The sequence below is a fragment of the Frateuria flava genome (assembly GCF_017837635.1).
GTDB lineage: Bacteria > Pseudomonadota > Gammaproteobacteria > Xanthomonadales > Rhodanobacteraceae > Frateuria_A > Frateuria_A flava.
The window spans coordinates 101,505-119,027 of sequence record NZ_JAGJRS010000034.1; the positions used below are offsets into that span (position 1 = coordinate 101,505).

A 17,523-nucleotide genomic window follows, 5' to 3' on the forward strand; every position below is an offset into this window, starting at 1 on the left:
CGATGCTCGGGGGGCGTGCGTCAAGTTGGCGGCAACAAGCCTGCCACGCGGATGTCTGTGTCTGGCCCTCGGCCCTCAACCCGCCCTTCTCCCCCGAGGGGAGAGGGAGCTGTCACGTGGCTGGAATCAGGCGACGAACTGCAGTCGCGCCAGCTCGGCGTAGAGGCCGCCTTCGGCGAGCAGGCTTTCGTGGGTGCCCTGGGCGACGATGCGTCCGCCATCCATCACCACGATGCGGTCGGCGCGTTGCACGGTGGCCAGGCGGTGGGCGATGACGAGCGTGGTACGTCCTTTTTCCAGGCGCTCGAGGGCCTGCTGGATGGCCGCTTCCGATTGCGCGTCGAGCGCCGAGGTGGCTTCGTCCAGCAGCAGCAAGGGCGCGTCGCGCAGGATCGCGCGGGCGATCGCGATGCGCTGGCGCTGGCCACCTGAGAGACGCACGCCGCGTTCGCCCAGTTCGGCGTCGTAGCCGTCGGCGAGCGCGCTGATGAACTCGTGCGCTTCGGCGGCGCGGGCCGCTTCCATGACCTCCTCGTCACTGGCCGTCTGGCGACCGAAGCGGATGTTGTCCGCGGCGCTGCCGGCGAAGATCACGGTTTCCTGCGGTACCAGCGCGATGGTGCCGCGCAGTTCGGGCAGCGCGAGCGCACGAAGGTCCGTGCCGTCGAGCCGGATGGCGCCGATCTGCGGGTCGTAGAAGCGCAGCAGCAGGGCGAATACGGTGCTCTTGCCGGCACCGGAGGGGCCGACCAGCGCCACCGTCTCGCCGGGGCGGATGTCCAGGGTGAAATCATGCAGCGCCGGCGCATCCGGCCGCGTGGGGTAGTGGAAGCCGACGTGCTCGAAGCGCAGCGCCCCGCGGACCGGGCGGGGCAGGGCGACCGGCTGCGGCGGGTCGGCGATGTGCGCCTGCTCGCCGAACAACTCGCCGATGCGCTCCATGGCGCCGGCGGCGCGCAACACGTCGCCCCACACTTCGGACAGGCCGGCTACCGAGCCCGCGGCGAACACGGCATAAAGCACGAACTGGCCGAGGATGCCGGCATTGAGCGTGCCGCCCAGCACGTCCCGCGCACCGACCCAGAGCACCAGCGTGATGGCGCCGAAGAACAACACGATCACCGCCGCGGTGAGCAGCGCGCGCATGCCGATGCGCCGGCGCGCGCTGTCCAGTGCGCGGTCGATGGCGTCGCCATAGCGGCGGCTCTCGATGCCTTCGCGCGCGTAGGCCTTCACCGCGGGCGCAGCGTTGAGGGTTTCGTTCGCGATCGCCGCGGCGTCCGCGAGGCGGTCCTGGCTGGCGCGCGAAAGTCGCTGCACGCGGCGCCCGAACACCAGGATCGGCAGCATCACCGCGGGGATCACCAGCGCCGTCAGACCGGCCAGCCGCGGGCTGGTCCACACCATCATGGCGCTGGCGCCCAGCAGCATCACCGCGCTGCGCAGGGCGACCGAGATGCCCGAGCCGATCAGCGCCTGTACCACCTCGGTGTCGGTGCCCAGGCGCGAGATCAGCTCGCCCACCCGCGAGCGCTCGAAGAAACCCACGTCCAGCCGGATCACGTGGGCGTAAAGCTTCGTGCGCAACGCCGCGAGCGAGCGTTCGCCGAGCAGGGTGATGCAGAAGTAACGCGCCGCGGTGGCGAAGGCGAGCACCAGGGCCACGGCGAACAGGCCCAGGAAGGTGCGGTTGATCGTGTCGCTGCTGGCGTGGCCGAAGCCGGCGTCGATCATGTGCCGCACCGCCATCGGCAGCACCAGGGTCGAGCCTGACGACAGGCCCAGGAACACCAACCAGCCGATCGCCAGCGCCTTGTGCGGCTTGAGGAAAGGCCACAGCTGGCGCAGGGCGCCGACGCGGGCGGTGGGCTTGCCGGAGGGCGTAGGGTCGCTCATCGAGGCGCCTGGACGGGTGGAAGCCTCATGAAGTGGGGGCGGGCGGGCATTCCCCAAGCGCTGCGAAGTATCGCTCCGGTGAGCCCAGACGGGAGGCTTCGACCGTTTGGGGGCCTGAGGCGAGGCTTCCTCCATCCGCCCTGTCGGGCACCTTCCCCCGTCGAACGGGGGAAGGATCATGAAACGGAATCCGGCAGGCGGGACCTCCGGACCCAACCCTCCCGTGAGGGGGAGGGTCTGAAAGCATCAGGCGGTGGTGCGGCCCATGCGGGCGATCCAGCGGTACATCACCACGATGCTCGCCACGAAGACGAGGCCGCCGATCCAGATGGCCGGGATTTCAAAGCCATCACCGACCACGGCCAGCGGGGTCTGCTTGCCGGAGATCGCCACGATCGCCGCGACCACCACGCCGAGCAGGCTTTCGCCCACGATCAGGCCCGAAGCAAGCAATACGCCCAGCTGCTTGGTCGCTTCGCCGTCCGGGCGACGGTCCGCGCGCTTGTCGAACCAGGCGCCGACCAGCGCTCCGACCACCACCATCAGCGTGGTCGAGGTGGGCAGGTAGATGCCCAGGCCAACCGCCAGCGGGGGCAGGCGCGCCCGGCTGGTGCGCACCAGCAGCTCGTCCACGATGATCAGCGCCACGCCGATGACTGCACCGATGGTGATCAGACTCCAGTCGATGTTGCCGGTGATCACGCCCTGGGCAAGCGCCGAGATCAGGCCCGCCTGCGGCGCCGGCAATGCACGCGCCGGATCGACGCCCGGCGCGCCGACGAAGCCGTAGGCCTGGTTAAGCAGATCCAGTACCGGCGGGATTACCACCGCGCCGGCGATCACGCCGATCACCAGCGCCCACTGCTGCAGCGAGGGGGTGGCGTCGACCAGCTGGCCGGTCTTGAGGTCCTGCAGGTTGTTGTTGGCGATCGAGGCCACCGCGAACACGATCGCGGTGATGAACAGCGCGAAGGCCACCAGCGCCTTGCCGGCTTCTTCCGGCACCATCGCCTTGACGCCCAGCACCAGCAGCAGCGCGGCGATGATCACCACCAGGATGCCCACGCCCGACAGCGGACTGTTGGACGAGCCGATCAGTCCGGCCATGTAGCCGCACACGGCAGAGACCAGGAAACTCAGGATCACCACGAAGATCACGCCGCCGATCACCAGCAGCGCGGTGTGCGAGCCCAGTCCGCTGACGTTGGCGAAGTGGCCGAGCAGCCAGGCCACCGGCACCAGGCAGATCGCGGTGATGATGCCGACCAGGCCGATCGGGATGTCGTGCTCGGTACGCGGCAGCGTCTCCAGCTTGCCGGCCTTGCGCACGCGCGAGGCGGCCATGGCGCCGGCCAGGCCGCTGATCACCGGCTTGACCAGCTTGGCCAGCGTCCAGATCGCCGCCACGCCGATGGTGCCGGCGCCGACGAAGCGCACGTAGTGGCTCCAGGTCGCCTGCGCGGCGTCGGCCGCCGAACCGGCTTCCGGATGCAGCAGCAGGAAGTGCGGCACGGCCCAGCCCCAGCCGATCAGCGCGCCGACCAGCATCGCCACGCCGACCCACAGGCCGACCAGGTGGCCAACCGCGAACAGCGCGAACGACAGGCTGAAATCAAAGCCGGTCGCCGCGCCACGGTCGCCAATACGGAAGTAGTCCGAGACCGCCTCGGCGAACACGCGGGTCTTGACGATCACGTAGAACACCGCCGAGACGATGGAACCCACGATCACCGCCTTGAGCCCGGCGCCGCCGGATTCGACCGACTCGGCCGCCTCGGGCGAATTGCTCGAACCGACCTTGAGCACTTCGGCGCAGGCCACGCCTTCGGGGTAGGGCAGGTCCGAATCGGTCACCAGCGCGCGGCGCAACGGGATCGTGTACATCACGCCGAGCACGCCACCGGTGGCGCAGATGCCGAAGGACATCCAGAACGGGAAGCCATTCCACCAGCCGATGATGATCAGGCCCGGCAGCACGAAAATGATGGCCGAAAGGGTGCCGGCGGCCGAGGCCACCGTCTGCACGATATTGTTCTCCTGCACGGTGGAGTTCTTCATGGCGCGCAGGATCGCCATCGAGATCACCGCGGCGGGGATCGAGGTGGCGAAGGTCAGGCCGGCCTTCAGGCCGAAGAACACGTTGGCCGCGGTGAACACCACGGTGATGACGATGCCGATGATCAGGCCGCGTAGGGTGAATTCGGTGCGCTTGGCGCCTTGGGATTGGGCATTCACAAAAGCGGTTCCGTTCTGGTTGGTTCCCCTGCGCGCCGGTGACGCGCCCCTCGCGACCGCTCCCCGGCAGGCCGCCGGGGGAGCATAGCGTGGATGGGTGCGATGCAGCCTGCCCGGCCCGTCCGGGCTCGGTCGCGCCCACCTCCCGTGGCGGCAGGAGCGCAGCCTGTGCGCGACTGTTCTGCGCAAGAGGTAGCCGTCTTCGGGAGGAGGGGTGGATAGGCGAGCCCAGGCCCCCCGGTCGCGCACAGGGTGCGCTCCCACAGGGTCAGGCGCGGCTCGTCGCGCCGCGCCGGGACAGGCTTCCGGTCAGGGCTGGGGCAGATGGGCGCGCAGGTCATCGGGGAGAGCGATGTCCGGGTGCGCTTTGCGGAAGCGGGCGAGCCGCTCGCTTCCTTCCTTGTCGTTGCCCTGGGCGAACAACTGGCGGATGGCTGCGAGCTCGGCGGTCGGGTTCTCCGCCGCAAAGTCGGCAACCGTGGCTGCAGGAGGCGCGGGAGGCGCGGGTGGCGGCGTGACGAGAGCCGGTGCGGGGGCGGCGGTTTCCATGACCGCAGGCGGCGCCGGCATGGGCGCCGGCATCGGCACGGCAACCTGCTGCCGGATGGGTGGCCTGGGCTCCGGCAAGGCGAGTGCCTTGCGGGCCGGTGGGTGCGACGCCCTCGCTGCGGCGGCCGGTCGGACGGGCGCAGGCTCGGCCATGGTCTTGGCTCGCGGTGTCGCCATGGCCGGGGCGGGGGGCGCGGGCGGCGGCGGTGGCATGACCGGGGCGGTTGGCGCCTGCGCGCTCGGCTCGGTCATGGCGGCGGGTGCTTGCGCGGCCGGCGCGGTCGCCTCGGGCATCTGGCGCATGTGCCAGGCCAGGCCGGCGACGAGCACGAGCGTGGCGGCACTGCCCAGCGCCACCGGCCAGCGGGGACGGCGCACGGCGTGCGTGGCGGGTGCGCGCTCGCCGTCGTCGGCCAGCGCCTTCGCGGCGGCGCGCAGCACGGCCTGGTCCAGCGCCGGGGCGGGCTCGGTCTGCGGCAGCTTGCGATACAGCGCCGTGAGCTCGGCCTCGCCAGGCAGCTTTTGCGGTTCCTGCGGTAGCAGTGGCGTGGTCATTGGGCAAGCGCCTCGCGCAATTTGTCCATGGCGTAGCGCAGGCGCGACTTCACCGTTTCGCGGCCCGCGCCGGTCACCTCGGCGATTTCCTCCAGGCTCAGTTCGTGTTCCAGCCGCAGCAGCACGGCAGTGCGCTGTTCGTCCGGAAGTTGCTCGATGGCGCGCTGCAGGTGGCGGCGCCGCTCGAACTCGGACAGCGCGTGCTCCGGCTGCTCGCCCTCGGGCGTGGCCAGGTGTGCGAACACCACCTCGGTTTCCGCGCTGCCGGCCTGCGGCCTGCGCGCGCGGAACTGGTCGATGACCAGGTGGTGGGCGATCTGCAGCAGCCAGGTGCGGAAGCGCGCCTGCGGCTGGTAGCGCGAGCGCGTGGCGATCACCCGGCTCCAGGTCTCCTGGAACATCTCCTCGGCCAGCGCCGTGTCGTGCAGGCTGCGCAGCACGAAGCGGTAGAGCGTGGCGCGGTGGCGTGCGTACAGCGCCTCGAACGCGGCCAGGTCGCCGCGGGCGTAGGCCAGCATCAGCATCGCATCCGGGTCGACCGCGGCATCCATGGCCGGCGAGGGTACGCGATTTGTTTCGATGGTTGCCATCCGGTCCGACCCCGCCGCGCGCCGGCGGCCGGGGAGGGATGCGCAGGGAGGGTGCGCATCCGCTGCCGCCGTCGCCGCGGCGGGGCCGGTGGCCTCAGCGCGCCGCGGTGGACGCGTTCCCATCGGGCGCATGCGTGGCCAGGCCGTCGGCCAGGCCCACCAGTTGCACGAAGCCGGCGCGGTAGCCGTCCGGGTCGCGACCGCGCGCCGCGTTCGCCAGCGCCGCGATGCGGCGATAGCCGAAGTCCCCCGTGCCCTTGCCGCCGCGCAGTTGGTCGGCGAAGGCCGCGACCGCGGCGGCGAAGCGCAGGCGCTCGCTGGCGCGGGCCGAGGTCTGTGCAGCGATCGGCCGTTCGATCAGCCGGCTGTGCGACTGCCCCGGAAGCTTGTAGCGCAGGCGCAGTAAGGCCAGCTCGTTGCCGTGCGTACCGGCCACCTTCGCCTCGCCATAGCGCAGCGGATCGATGCGCCCGCCGTCCGAGCCCTGCGGCACGATCTCGTACAGCGCGGTGACGTTGGCCCCCGCGCCGATCTCGCCGGCGTCGACCTTGTCGTTGTTGAAGTCCTCGCGGCGCAGCACGCGCTTCTCGTAGCCGATCAGGCGGTACTCCTTCACCTGCGCGGGATTGAACTCGACCTGGATCTTCACGTCGCTGGCAATCGTCAGCAGCGTGGCGGACATCTCCTGCACCAGCACGCGGCGGCCTTCCTGCAGACTGTCGATGTAGTGGTGGCTGCCGTTGCCGACATCGGCCAGCATCACCGCCATGGCATCGTTGTAGTTGCCTTGGCCGAAGCCCAGGGTGGTCAGCGCGATGCCGCTTTTGCGGTGGTCTTCGATGCGCGTCCTGAGCGTCTGCTCGTCCACCGTGCCGACGTTGAAGTCGCCATCGGTAGCCAGGATCACGCGGTTGACGCCGCCTTCGATGAAGCCCTGTTCGGCCTGTGCGTAGGCCAGGTCGATGCCGGCGCCGCCATTGGTGGAACCGGATGCGCCGAGCGCGTCGATGGCCCCCTCGATGGTGGCGTGCCTGTCGCCGGGCGTGGACGGCAGCGCGACACCGGCGCTACCGGCATAGGTGACGATCGCCACGCGGTCCTGCCTGCGCAACTGGCGCACCAGCTGCCGCAGCGAGGCCTTGAGCAACGGCAGCTTGTCCGGCTCGTCCATGGAGCCGGAGGTGTCGATGAGGAACACCAGGTTGGCCGCCGGGATCTGCGCCGCCGGCACGCGGTAGCCCTGGATGCCGATCAGCAGCAGCTGGCGTTTGGCGTTCCACGGCGCCGGAGCCAGTTCGGTCGTCACGCTGAAGGGCTGGGCGCGGTCGGCTGGCGGCATGTAGCCGTAGTCGAAGTAGTTGATGAACTCCTCGGCGCGCACGGCGTCGGCCGGCGGCAGGGCGCCTTCGTTCAACATGCGCCGCACGTTGGCGTAGGCGCCGGTGTCGACGTCGATGCCGAAAGTGGACACTGGCTGCTCGGAGGCCAGCTGCACCGGGTTGTCCTCGTGGTGGGTGTAGCGCTCGGTGTCGACCGGTGGCGCGACCCACGAGGGCAGGGAGGCGGCGTAGAGCGCATTCGGCGCGGCCGCTTGTGCCATCACCTGCATGGCGGGGGGCGCGGGCGCGGCCTCGCGCAGCACCCTGTCGGCCGTCGCCCCGGGCTTGGCCATGGGCGGCGGGGGTGGTGGCAGCGGTGCGGGCTGCACCGTGGAAAGGGGCGGGCCCTTGGCGGCCGGTTGTCGCGCCGGGGGCTTCGACGCGGTGCAGCCGACCAGGAGCACGAACAGCGCGAGCAGCAGGCTACGCAGGGCGTTCATCGGCGGATCTCCCTCGGGGGTGTGGGAGATGAAACGGAGCGTCGGCCGAAAAGGGGTTAAGCGGCTTTCCACAGGGGCCGACTCGAGGGCGATGCACTTCGCCGGAAGCCGGGAGCATCGCCCACCAGCGGACTCCTACAGGGGCGGCACCGTGCGCACGCGCGCCTGGCCACGGGTGAGGTCGACGATGCGCGCGCAGGCTTCGGCGAGCCAGTCGGCCGGCAGTTCCAGCTCCAGCGTGGCGCCTTCGGCGTCGAAGTTCTCCTGTTCGATGCGTGCCTGCCAGCCGGGGCAGCGGGCCTTGAGCAGCGCCAGGTCAGCGAACGGGCAGTGCACGGTCAGCCGTGCCATCGCCACCAGCGGCACGCGTTCGGCCAGACGCAGGCATTCGGCGGCGGTGCCGCCGTAGGCACGCACCAGTCCGCCGGCGCCGAGCTTGATGCCGCCGTACCAGCGGGTGACCACCACCATCACGCGGTCCACGCCGGACCCCTCGATCGCCTGCAGGATCGGACGGCCGGCGGTGCCGCCGGGTTCGCCGTCATCGTTGAAGCGGTAGTCCTGCCCGATGCGGTAGGCCCAGCAGTTGTGCGTGGCCGTCGGGTCGGCGACCTCGTGCAGGAAGGCCATCGCCTGCTCGATCGACGTGACCGGCGCGGCCTGTGCAAGGAACCGGCTTTTGCGGATGTCCTGCGCGTGCCGGCAGGCGGCGACCAGGACGTGCAGGGTTTCGGACATGCTGGGCGGGCAGTGGCGTAACGGCGGCACGGTACCACGCCGTGCCGCCTCACCCGCCGATCGACTGGCCTGGCTCGGGGTGGCGGAAATCGTGCGGCACCGGGTCACGCGTCAGCCGGAACACGCCTTCGTGGACGCGTCGCGGCAGCACTACGTCGAGCACGGTGGTCTGGTGCGCACCCAGCATGGCGAACAGGTCCTCGTTCGCGGCGCTGGCGGCCAGGACGTGGTGCACCAGTCCGGCCAGGTCGACCGGTTGCACGCGCGCACCATACGGGCGGTGGCTGGCCACGGCAGCACGCAGGGTGCGCCGCGGATTGCGCGGGTCGGCCACGCGGGCGTCGCCGGCGAGCAGCGCATGGTTGAGGAACAGGGTGACGGTGCAGGGATCGGCCGCGTTGGCCTGCCGGTCGGTCAGGAAGCCGGGCGGCAACTGGTCCAGGCTCGCCTCCGGACCGGCGGTGAGCAGGAAACCTGCGCCGGTGAGCGGCTCGCCGGTGTCGTCGGCCAGCCGCAGGACAAGCATGCTGCGCGGGTCGTGGATGTGTACCCGCGGGGCGAACGGGCCGGCCGGCTCCAGCTCCACCTTGTCAGCATCGCGGGCCCGGTTCTCCGCGTCGAAGGAATCGCACAGGGCCGCGTAGGCGCCGGCGTCGTTGACGGCCAGGCAGCGCAGGATGGCGTCGACGGTCGCCGGGGCCGCGGCGGTGAGGATGCCCTGATCCTCGCCCGAGTGCGCGGCGCCCGCGATCAGCTTGAACGCGCAACGCGGGCCACGCAGGAGGCTGAGCGAAAGCGGGTCGGCCGCGACGCCGCGCTTGCCGGCCGCCACCGCGAGCACCGCATGGCGCGCGTTGAGATTGGCCGCGGCGATGCGCACCACGCCGTCGGAGCCGTCCTCGCCGGTGTAGCTGTTGAGGTGGTCGTAGAGCGACCGGTCGGGCCGGTCGCCCGTGAGCACGAACAGGAACCGGCCCGTCGCGGCCGGGTCCCCACCATGGATGTGCTCGAGGTTGAGCGAAAGCGACGCGGCGCTGCCCAGTTCGAGCCAGTCGAGGATGCGCTGCCCCGGCTCGACGCCATTGAACCAGGCCTTGAGCCGGCCCAGCGTGCCTTTGCCCAGCCTGGCCAGCGCGGAGCCGAAATTCGCCGGCGCCAGCATCACCAGGTGGCTGAGCCGGATGGTGCTGTAGCTGCCGGGCGTGCCGCGTTGCGCACGCAGCCATTCGCGCACCACCGGACCGCCGGTCGAATGGGTGATGCAGGCGAAGCTGCCGGTGGACAGGTGCAGGTCCCGCAGGGCGCGGTCGAACGCGCGTACTAGGTCGCCCATGGTGACCGCATCGTCGAAGCTCACGTATTCGGACAGGTAGACGTCGTGGATCGTCAGCGCCAGGCCCGCGGCGCGCGCGGCCTCCTGCACGCGCCGCGGCATCGCGCCGTAGACGGCGGTGCTGGTCACGCTCCAGCCATGGACGAAGACGAGTGTCGTCATGCGGTGGTCCTTCGCGGGGTGGCCCGAGCGTAACAGGCGCGTGGATGTGTTTCGGCACCAGCACACCTTGTGGGTGTCCCGCACGACCTCCCGCTCATCTTTGCGTCCGCATAATGCCGGACTCGACCGTGGAGAGCGCCGATGACCGTGCACCTGCTGATCGCATTGTTCGCCCTGGCCTGGCTGGCCGGCCGGCTGGGCTGGCGGCGGTTGCGACTCGTCGGCATCGTGCTCGCGCTGGCGTTCCTGGTCGCGGCCGGATGCGGAGCGCTACCGAAGCTGCTGCTGCGGGTATGGCAGTCACCCTACGCGCAGCGGCCGGCGCTGGACTGGGCGCCGTCCAATGCGATCGTCCTGCTCACCGCCGGGGCGACCTATCCGCCGGGCGGACCGCTGGAGCCGGGTCACACTGCCTATTCGCGCATCGCCGAGGCGGTCGTGCTCTACCGCGACTGCCATGCGTCGGGCGCACGCTGCACGGTGCTGGTCAGCGGCGGCGATGCGGAAAACACCGGCGAGCCGCTCGCGCGCACCTACAAGCGCACCCTGCTGCAACTGGGCGTGCCGCGCGAGGACATGGTGCTGGAAAAACGCAGCCTCACCACCTGGGGCAACGCCCTGTACGCGCGTGACATGCTCCGGCAGATCGGCGCCGACCGCGTCTGGCTGGTCACCTCGGCGCACCATCTGCGGCGGGCGGTGTTCGCGTTCGATCATTTCGGCATCAAGGTGACGCCTGTGAGGGCCGATTACCTGCGCGGCGTGTGGTCGTCGATGCCCAACGCGTACAACCTTTATGTCACCAACGCGGCACTGCACGAGTACGTGGGGATGGCGCTCTACCACTGGTATGCCTGGCGCGGGCGGACCGACGTACCGACGGAAAACGAGGGGCCGGCAGAGGACTGATCCTCACCTCGGCCGGCGCATCACCATCAACCGCACTTCGCTCATGTCATCGATGGCATAGCGCACGCCCTCGCGGCCGAAGCCGGACAGCTTGATGCCGCCGTAGGGCATGTTGTCGACGCGGAAGCTGGGAATGTCGTTGACGATCACGCCGCCCTGTTCAAGCTCGTCCCAGGCGCGCATGGCGTGTTCGAGCCGGTCGGTGAAAATGCCTGCCTGCAGGCCGTAGTCCGAATCGTTGACCAGCCCGATGGCCTCGTCCAACGTGTCGAACGGGGCAAGCAACGCGAACGGGCCGAAGGCTTCCATGCGGTTGGCCCTGGCGTCGCGCGGCACGCCTTCCATCAGCGTCGCTTCCAGCATGTTGCCCTCGCGCTTGCCGCCGCAGAGCAATGTCGCGCCGGCGCGACGCGCTTCTTCGATCCAGCCGTGCAGGCGCTCGGCCGCGGCCTCGTCGATCATCGGGCCGATGAACACGTCCTTCCTCTTCGGATCGCCTGCCTTGAGCTTCTTCGTGGCGCTGACCAGCTTCTTCTTCAGGGCCTCGTAGAGCGAGGCGTGCGCGTAGATCCGCTGCACGCCGATGCAACTCTGGCCGGACTGGTAGAACGCACCGAACACCAGCCGCTGCACGATGGCGTCGAGCTTGTCGCCCTGGTCGGCATCGACGATGCAGGCCGCGTTGCCGCCCAGCTCCAGCACCACCTTCTTGCGGCCTGCGCGGGCCTTGAGATCCCAGCCGATCTGCCCGCCGGTGAAGGAAAGCAGCTTGAAGCGCTCGTCCTCGACCAGCGGCGAGGCCTCCTGGCCACCCACGGGCAGGATCGAGAAGGCGCCCTTGGGCAGGTCGGTCTCGGCCAGCACCTGGCCGATGATCAGCGCGCCGATCGGCGTCTTCTCCGAGGGCTTGAGCACGAACGGACAGCCGGCGGCGATCGCCGGGGCCACCTTGTGCGCGACGAGATTGAGGGGGAAGTTGAACGGCGTGATGAAGGAGACCGGGCCGATCGGCACTCGCTTGGTGAAGCCGTGATAGCCGTCCAGGCGCGGCGCGAGTTCCAGGTTGAGCGTCTCGCCGTCCAGGCGCACCGCCTCGGCGGCGGCGATGCGGAACGTCTCGATGAGCCGGGTGACTTCTCCGGCGGCGTCCTTGATCGGCTTGCCTGCCTCCACGCACAGCGCCAGCGCCAGTTCGTCGCGGCGCTGCTCGAAGCGCGCGATGCAATGTTCCAGCACGGCCTGTCGCGCCCAGGGCTTAAACGCACGCATCGGCGCAGTCGCTTTCACCGCGGCGGCGATGGCTTTCTCGATCGCGCGGGCGTCGGGCACCGCCACGCGGGTGGCGACCTTGCCGCTGTACTTGTCGCGCACCTCGAGGTCGGCGTTGTGATGCTGCGGGCGGTTGGCGAGGTAGTAGGGGTAGGTCTTGTCGAGCATGAACGTCTCCCGGAGGGGCCACGGCAGGGTGCCGTCGACCGCGTTGCCGACGCGTGAGCCGGTGGGCGCAGGGGGCGTAGGGTGGGCTTCAGCCCACCATGGCCGCACGGGGAAGGGGCTTGAGCCCACCCTGCGCCCACCTACGGGTTGTCGGTCACCTTGAGCGCAAGCTCGCCTTCGGCCAGCCGCGCGCGCAGCGGCGTGCCCGGCGGTGCATCCCTTGCGGCACGCAACACGTGGCCTTCGCTGTCGAACACGATCGCGTAGCCGCGCTCCAGCGTCGCCAACGGGCTGACTGCCTGCAGCGCGCGGGCGGACTGGCGCAGGGTCAGGCGGGCGCGTTCCAGCCGGTGGCCCATGCACTGCTGCAGCGAGCGCTCCCGCTCGGCCAGGCGCCGCTGCAGCAACTGCAGGCGCTGGCGCGGGTGCTGTGCCAGCAGTCGTGCGTGCAGCCTCTCGAGCCGCATCGAGCGGTTGCGGGCCTGCTCGCGCAGCGCCGCGTGCAGGCGGTGGTGCAGTTGCCCCAGCCGTTCGCGGTCGCGCGCCAGCCGCGCCTGCGGGCGCTGCGCCTGCAGGCGGGCGAGCAGGTGGTCGAGGCGTTGGGTCTGCGCCTGCAGCCGGCGGCTTTGCAGCAGTTGCAGGCGTTGCGCCACCTGGCCCAGGTGCCGCCGCAGGGCTAGCGCGTCCGGCACCAGCAGCTCGGCGGCGGCCGAGGGGGTGGCCGCGCGCAGATCGGCGACGAAATCGGCAATGGAAAAGTCGATCTCGTGCCCGACCGCGCTCACCACCGGAACCGCGCTGGCATGCACGGCGCGGGCGACGGCTTCGTCACTGAAGGCCATCAGGTCTTCCAGCGAGCCGCCGCCGCGGGTCAGCAGCAGCACATCGTGGCGGCGCGCGGCCGAAGCCTTGCGCAGCATCGCCTCGATGGCCGGTGGCGCCTCGCGGCCCTGTACCGGCACCGGCAGCACGTCCACCTCGACCAGCGGCCAGCGCCGGCGCAGCACGCTCAGCACGTCGCGGATCGCCGCGCCGGTGGCCGACGTGATCACGCCGATGCGCCGGGCAAAGCGGGGCAGGGTGCGCTTGCGGGAATCCTCGAACAGGCCTTCGGCCTGGAGCCGTGCCTTGAGCAGATCGAACTCGCGCCGCAGCGCGCCTTCGCCAGCCAGCTCCATGTGTTCGGCGACCAGCTGGAACTCGCCGCGCGGTTCGTACAGGCCGACCCGCGCGCGCACCAGCACGTGCATGCCGTCGGCCGGCTTGAAGCGCAGCCAGCTGCTCTTGGGCTTGAACATCGCCGCGCGCACCTGGGCGCCGGCGTCCTTCAGGGTGAAGTAGAGGTGCCCCGAGGCCGGGCGCGACACGTTGCACAGCTCGCCCTCGATCCACACCAGCGGCAGCGCGTCCTCCAGCAGCCCGCGCACCAGCCGGTTGAGCGTGCTCGGGGTCAGGATGTTGCGCGGCGGGGCGGCGGGTTGGTCGGGGGTACGCATGGACCGTCGAGCCTAGCACGAAGCGCTTGTTGAACATGCGCTTGGGCGAGGAAGTGCATGTTGGGTGTCAGTTCGTGGCGAGGCTTCCCCCATCCGCCTTCGGCACCTTCCCCCGCAGGCGGGGGAAGGCTCGATCGGGAGTCTTGCCGCGTGTACGGGTAGCGCCGTAGGGCCCTCCCCGGCGCAGCCACCGGGCGGGCGGGAGAAGGCTCGATGGGTTTGCCCCGTATGTACGAGAAGCTTCCTCACGGTCCTTCCCCCGCCCGCGGGGGAAGGTGCCCGAAGGGCGGATGGGGGAGGCCTTGCCTCAGTCCCGCCGCCGGCGCAGCCGCCAGACCCGGATCGCCAGGTTCAACGCGAACCACGCCGACAGCACCGCGATAGGCCAGCTCACCACCTTCGGCCAGGCCAGCGACACCACCGCCAGCACGGTCAACACGGCGATGCCGGCCAGCAGCGGGCCGCGCGCGGTATCGCCGAGCACGCGGCGGTCGGTCAGCGCGGCGCCGACCGTGTTGGCGATGCGCAGCGCGCCGGCCGCGGCGCGGCTGGTGCTGCCGCCGGGGTGTTTGGGCCGCGGCGGGCGTTCGGTGCTGCTCTTTACCCGCGCGATGTGCGGGCGATGCCGGCGCGGCGCCAGCACGATCTCGGTGGCGTTGGTGAGGTCGCGTTCGTACTGTTCGGCCAGCAGCCCGGCGAAGCCGGTGTCCTCCACCGCCACGTCGATCTCGCGATTGCCCAGCCAGCTGGCGATGTTGAGGTTGGACGAGCCCACGCGTGCCCACTGGCCGTCGGCCACGGCCGTCTTGGCGTGCAGCATCGAGCCGTTCCACTCGAACACGCGGATGCCGGCCTTGAGCAACGGTCGGTAGCCCGAGCGGGACATGCCGGCGACCAGCGGGATGTCGCTGGTGCCCGGCACCAGCAGGCGCACGTCCACGCCGTCGCGCGCGGCCGAGGCCAGCGCCTGCACGTACGGGGCCATCCCGACGAAGTAGGCGTCGGTGATCCACAGCGTGCGGCGCGCCATCGCCGCGACCTGCTGGTCGAGCCGGTACATGCCGGCGGTCGAGGGCTGGGTGGCGATCACGCGCAGGGCGATCTCGCCGGCGGTCCGGTCTTCCGGCGGCGGCAGCGCCAGCGGCTTGCCCATGCTCGCCCAGCTTTGCGCGAAGGCCTGTTCCAGTTCGCCCACGGCCGGACCGTGCAGCGCCACGCCGGTATCGCGCCATGGCGGCACGCCGCGCGCCGCGTTGCCCAGCCAGCGCGCGCTGATGCACACGCCGGACAGAAAGCCGAGGTGCCCATCGACCACCAGCAGCTTGCGGTGGTCGCGGGTGATCCAGCCGAACGGCTTGCCCAGCTGGGGCGGGTTGAATACGCGCACCTCGCCGCCGGCCTGGCGCAAGGGCTGCCAGAACCCATAGCCGGACTGGCCCAGGCAGCCGAGCCAGTCGCAGGCCACCGCGACCATCACGCCGGCCCGCGCGCGTTCGACCAGCGCATCGCGGAAGGCGCGGCCAACCACGTCGTCGCTGATCAGGTAGTTCTCCAGCAGGATGCGCTGGCGGGCGCCGCGGATCGCGGCGAGCCAGGCGTCGAAATGGGCCTGCGCATCGATCAGCAGCTCGACCGCGTTGCCGCCGATCAGCGGCGCACCGGCAGCGCGGCTCAGGGCCTGTTCGGCCAGGAAGCGGCTGGGCGCGGAGGGAATCAGCGGGGTCGTCGCCATGGCGGCGAGTTTAGGGCATGGCTCGTGCCGTGAATGTCGCGGGTCGATACGCGTCGCTTGCGGCTTCTGCCATGATCGGCACATGCCGCCCGCGACGCGCCTCGACGACACTGCCGCCTGCGCACAGCTCATCGCCGACCGGCTGGGGGCGCATCTGTGCGTGGCCGCGCCGCTGGGCCTGGGCAAGCCGCACGGCCTGCTCAACGCGCTGTACCGCCTGACCGTGGCCGACCCGGCCCGGTCGCTGACGATCTATACCGCCTTGTCGTTGACCCGCCCGCAGCCGAAGCCCGGGCTCGAGGCCCGCTTCCTCGCGCCGTTCCTGGAGCGGCACTTCGGCGCCGACTTCGAGGACCTCGAGTACGCGCTGGCCGAGCAGCGCCACGCGCTCCCCACCAACGTGGCGGTGCACGAGTTCTACCTGCAGTCGGGCGCCTTGCTGCACGCGCCGCGCGCGCAGCGCGACTACATCAGCCAGAACTACACCCACGTGGCGCGCGACCTGGCCGCGCAGGACGTGAACCTGCTGGTGCAGCTGGTGGCGCGGCGCGAGACGCCGGAAGGCGTGCGCTACAGCCTCTCGAGCAACCCGGACCTGACCCTGGACTTCCTGGCCCAGTGCGCCCGTGCCGGCAAGCCGCGGCCGCTGTGCGTGGCGGTGGTGCATCCGGACCTGCCCTACCTCAGCGGGCACGCGGAGGTGGCGCCCGACTTCTTCGACATGGAACTGGTTCCGGCGCACTCGCCGCGCCTGTTCGCCCTCCCGCGCACGCCGGTGGGCGTGGCCGAGTACGCGATCGGCCTCCACGCCAGTGCGCTGGTGAAAGACGGCGGCTGCCTGCAGATCGGCATCGGCGCCTTGTCCGACGCCCTGGTGCGCAGCCTGCTGCTGCGCCAGCAGGACAACGCCGCCTGGCGAGACGGCCTGCGCGCGCTCGACGGCGAGAGCCCGACCCTGGCGCTGGCCCGGCGCATCGGCGGGCTGGATCCGTTCGAGGCCGGCCTGTACGGCGCCAGCGAAATGGTGATGGACGGCTTCATGCACCTGGCACGCGCCGGCATCCTGAAGCGCCGCAGCTGGGACAACCTGGCACTGGAGAAGGCCGCCGCCGCCGGCCGGCTGAACCCGGCCACGCCGGGCGGGCACTACCTGCGCGGCGCGTTCTTCCTGGGCAGCCGCGAGCTGTATGCGTGGCTCGACGCCACCGAGGCAGCCGACCCGGATGCCATCGACATGTGCCCGGTCTCCAACGTCAACCAGCTCTACGGCGACCACCAGCCGCTGGCCGCGCTGCAGCGCCGGGGCGCGCGCTTCTTCAATACCTGCATGATGGCCACGCTGCTGGGCGGCGCGGTCTCCGACGCGCTGGAGGACGGCCAGGTGGTCAGCGGCGTGGGTGGCCAGTACAACTTCGTCGCGATGGCCCACGAGCTGGATGGCGGCCGCTCGATCCTGCTGCTGCGCGCCACCCGCCGCGAGGGCGGCGAGGTTCGCACCAACATCCGGTTCAACTACGGCTACACCACCATCCCGCGCCACCTGCGCGACATCGTGGTGACCGAGTACGGCGCCGCCGACCTGCGTGGCAAGAGCGACAGCGAGTGCATCGAGGCGATGCTTTCGATCTGCGACGCGCGCTTCCTCGATGCGCTGGCAGCCGAGGCCAAGGCGAACGGCAAGCTTGCGCCGGGCTTCCGGATTCCCGAGGCGTGGCGGCGACACCGGCCGGAGTGCCTGGCACAGGCATTGGCGCCGCTCACGCGCGCGGGGCTGCTGCCGACGTTTCCTTTCGGCAGCGACTTCACGGACGACGAGTTGCGGCTCGTCCCCGCGCTGGGCTGGCTCAAGGAGCGGGGTGAGACGTGGCGCGGACGCCTTGCCGTGGCCGGCGCTTTCCTGCGGCCGGGCAAACCGATGGCGGGCGAGGCGGCGGCGCTGGAGCGTATGCGGCTGGGCAAGCCCGGGGGCGTCGGCGAGCGTGCGCAGCAGCGCCTCGTCCTGGCCGCCCTGCGCAAAAATCGCCCCTTGTAGGAGCGCGCTCCGCGCGCGGCCGCCGTGCCACAGGGCGCGC

Annotated in this window: 12 protein-coding genes; 2 read left to right on the top strand and 10 right to left on the bottom strand. The window is 70.9% G+C overall.

The genetic code is table 11. From position 1 onward, the window contains the following. Positions 1–126: 126 nt before the first annotated feature. From J7I44_RS15410 to J7I44_RS15440, 7 genes are all read right to left on the bottom strand, one after another. On the bottom strand, positions 127–1,896 hold the full coding sequence (locus tag J7I44_RS15410) for an ABC transporter transmembrane domain-containing protein (protein ID WP_209622858.1): 1,770 nt from the start codon (positions 1,894–1,896) through the stop codon (positions 127–129). Positions 1,897–2,142: 246 nt separating this feature from the next. Beyond that, entirely contained in the window at positions 2,143–4,131 is a 1,989-nt protein-coding gene (locus J7I44_RS15415) for an OPT family oligopeptide transporter (protein ID WP_209622860.1), read from the bottom strand. Between the two features lie 309 nt (positions 4,132–4,440). Then, the gene (locus tag J7I44_RS15420) at positions 4,441–5,235 is read right to left on the bottom strand and encodes a hypothetical protein (protein ID WP_209622862.1); all 795 of its coding nucleotides are present in this window, start codon (positions 5,233–5,235) and stop codon (positions 4,441–4,443) included. Next, on the bottom strand, positions 5,232–5,786 hold the full coding sequence (locus J7I44_RS15425) for an RNA polymerase sigma factor (protein WP_245188244.1): 555 nt from the start codon (positions 5,784–5,786) through the stop codon (positions 5,232–5,234). Before J7I44_RS15425 ends, J7I44_RS15420 begins: the two co-directional genes overlap by 4 nt. Before the next feature lie 133 nt (positions 5,787–5,919). Beyond that, positions 5,920–7,644: a vWA domain-containing protein gene (locus J7I44_RS15430; RefSeq protein ID WP_209622866.1), complete on the bottom strand. Its 1,725-nt coding sequence runs from the start codon at positions 7,642–7,644 to the stop codon at positions 5,920–5,922. 135 nt (positions 7,645–7,779) lie between these two features. Beyond that, positions 7,780–8,382 carry an IMPACT family protein gene (locus J7I44_RS15435; protein WP_209622868.1) on the bottom strand — a complete coding sequence of 201 codons (603 nt, stop codon included), beginning with the start codon at positions 8,380–8,382 and terminating at the stop codon, positions 7,780–7,782. Between the two features lie 49 nt (positions 8,383–8,431). Beyond that, positions 8,432–9,877 (bottom strand): esterase/lipase family protein, encoded by a 1,446-nt coding sequence (locus J7I44_RS15440; protein WP_209622870.1) that lies wholly within the window; start codon positions 9,875–9,877, stop codon positions 8,432–8,434. A 141-nt stretch (positions 9,878–10,018) separates the two neighbouring features. On the opposite strand from J7I44_RS15440, the gene J7I44_RS15445 reads away from it, so the two are divergent. Continuing rightward, a complete protein-coding gene (locus J7I44_RS15445; RefSeq protein ID WP_209622873.1) occupies positions 10,019–10,786 on the top strand; it encodes a YdcF family protein in 768 nt (255 codons plus the stop codon). Between the two features lie 3 nt (positions 10,787–10,789). Here the strand turns inward: J7I44_RS15445 and J7I44_RS15450 are convergent, their stop codons facing one another. The 3 genes from J7I44_RS15450 to J7I44_RS15460 form a co-directional block, all read right to left on the bottom strand. Beyond that, positions 10,790–12,223 carry an aldehyde dehydrogenase family protein gene (locus tag J7I44_RS15450; RefSeq protein ID WP_209622875.1) on the bottom strand — a complete coding sequence of 478 codons (1,434 nt, stop codon included), beginning with the start codon at positions 12,221–12,223 and terminating at the stop codon, positions 10,790–10,792. 140 nt (positions 12,224–12,363) lie between these two features. Next, positions 12,364–13,719 carry an exodeoxyribonuclease VII large subunit gene (xseA, locus tag J7I44_RS15455; RefSeq protein WP_209622877.1) on the bottom strand — a complete coding sequence of 452 codons (1,356 nt, stop codon included), beginning with the start codon at positions 13,717–13,719 and terminating at the stop codon, positions 12,364–12,366. Between the two features lie 307 nt (positions 13,720–14,026). Further along, positions 14,027–15,451 carry a phospholipase D-like domain-containing protein gene (locus tag J7I44_RS15460; RefSeq protein WP_209622879.1) on the bottom strand — a complete coding sequence of 475 codons (1,425 nt, stop codon included), beginning with the start codon at positions 15,449–15,451 and terminating at the stop codon, positions 14,027–14,029. An 82-nt stretch (positions 15,452–15,533) separates the two neighbouring features. On the opposite strand from J7I44_RS15460, the gene J7I44_RS15465 reads away from it, so the two are divergent. Next, complete coding sequence (locus J7I44_RS15465) at positions 15,534–17,483, top strand: acetyl-CoA hydrolase/transferase C-terminal domain-containing protein (RefSeq protein WP_209622881.1); 1,950 nt, start codon at positions 15,534–15,536, stop codon at positions 17,481–17,483. Positions 17,484–17,523: the final 40 nt, after the last annotated feature.

What these genes read in the sequence shown, in the direction of transcription:
- J7I44_RS15465 (WP_209622881.1), top strand. Translation starts at nt 15,534, where the DNA reads ATGCCGCCCGCGACGCGCCTCGACGACACTGCCGCCTGCGCACAGCTC.
- J7I44_RS15460 (WP_209622879.1), bottom strand. Translation starts at nt 15,451, where the DNA reads ATGGCGACGACCCCGCTGATTCCCTCCGCGCCCAGCCGCTTCCTGGCC.
- J7I44_RS15445 (WP_209622873.1), top strand. Translation starts at nt 10,019, where the DNA reads ATGACCGTGCACCTGCTGATCGCATTGTTCGCCCTGGCCTGGCTGGCC.
- J7I44_RS15450 (WP_209622875.1), bottom strand. Translation starts at nt 12,223, where the DNA reads ATGCTCGACAAGACCTACCCCTACTACCTCGCCAACCGCCCGCAGCAT.
- xseA (WP_209622877.1), bottom strand. Translation starts at nt 13,719, where the DNA reads ATGCGTACCCCCGACCAACCCGCCGCCCCGCCGCGCAACATCCTGACC.
- J7I44_RS15440 (WP_209622870.1), bottom strand. Translation starts at nt 9,877, where the DNA reads ATGACGACACTCGTCTTCGTCCATGGCTGGAGCGTGACCAGCACCGCC.
- J7I44_RS15435 (WP_209622868.1), bottom strand. Translation starts at nt 8,382, where the DNA reads ATGTCCGAAACCCTGCACGTCCTGGTCGCCGCCTGCCGGCACGCGCAG.
- J7I44_RS15420 (WP_209622862.1), bottom strand. Translation starts at nt 5,235, where the DNA reads ATGACCACGCCACTGCTACCGCAGGAACCGCAAAAGCTGCCTGGCGAG.
- J7I44_RS15425 (WP_245188244.1), bottom strand. Translation starts at nt 5,786, where the DNA reads ATGGATGCCGCGGTCGACCCGGATGCGATGCTGATGCTGGCCTACGCC.
- J7I44_RS15410 (WP_209622858.1), bottom strand. Translation starts at nt 1,896, where the DNA reads ATGAGCGACCCTACGCCCTCCGGCAAGCCCACCGCCCGCGTCGGCGCC.
- J7I44_RS15430 (WP_209622866.1), bottom strand. Translation starts at nt 7,644, where the DNA reads ATGAACGCCCTGCGTAGCCTGCTGCTCGCGCTGTTCGTGCTCCTGGTC.